Here is a 741-nt window from a genome sequence, read left to right on the forward strand (position 1 = left end):
CTGCGTCATAACAATATTCTGATCAGAATTTAAACGCAATTCGCGACGATTGGCGCCGTTTAAAACTCGTAAACGCAAGCATGGACGGGTAACAGTAAATTCGGCATTGACCGTCCCATTAACCAATGCTGTATCGCCCAGTGTCCCGTCCATATCGTAATCAGCCTGATAATCCCACTGGTTGCCATGAAAAGTCCGGTCCTGAAAAACAAGCGGGATATCATCGACTCCCCAAGTATCCGGAAGCTGAGGCAAATCATCCAGGGGATTAACAACAGCAACCGGAGCTGCCAGCCCCTTCCAAACCTGTTCGGCGGTATGCGGGCAGGGATGTGGATGCAACCAAGCTGTCATTGTCGGCTGGTTAACATCGAATTCTATTTCTCGGGACTTTCCCGGCAAGACCGGGGCATGCGGACCACCGTCTTCAATCGGTCCGGGAATATTAAGTCCATGCCAATGCCAGGTGGTAACTTCCGGTAGATCATTAACCAAGGTCAAATGATAATGTCTGCCAGACTGATAACGAATCAAGGGTCCAAGCAGTGAGCCATTGTAACCCCACGTATGAGTGGCTTTGCCATCCAGAATATTCGTTTCCCCTTCTTGGGCATGAATCGTGTAATAGGTCGTATTCCCTTCTATTTTGTCGGCTTTCAAAACCTCAGGAATGATAAGTTTATGCATTTTTGTTTTCGGACGAACTAAGTGCTTGTAAGCTCCATCGTGATAATCATATGC

General features: G+C 47.6%; 1 protein-coding gene. It reads right to left on the reverse strand.

Annotation, left to right across the window (positions count from 1 at the left end; translation table 11 throughout):
* Positions 1-741, reverse strand: a 741-nt coding sequence (locus KH893_RS11220; RefSeq protein WP_281166200.1) for a multicopper oxidase family protein, incomplete at both ends; no start/stop codon positions are given.

Source organism: Liquorilactobacillus sicerae (assembly GCF_029916425.1).
In the GTDB taxonomy this organism is placed as follows: Bacteria; Bacillota; Bacilli; order Lactobacillales; family Lactobacillaceae; genus Liquorilactobacillus; species Liquorilactobacillus sicerae.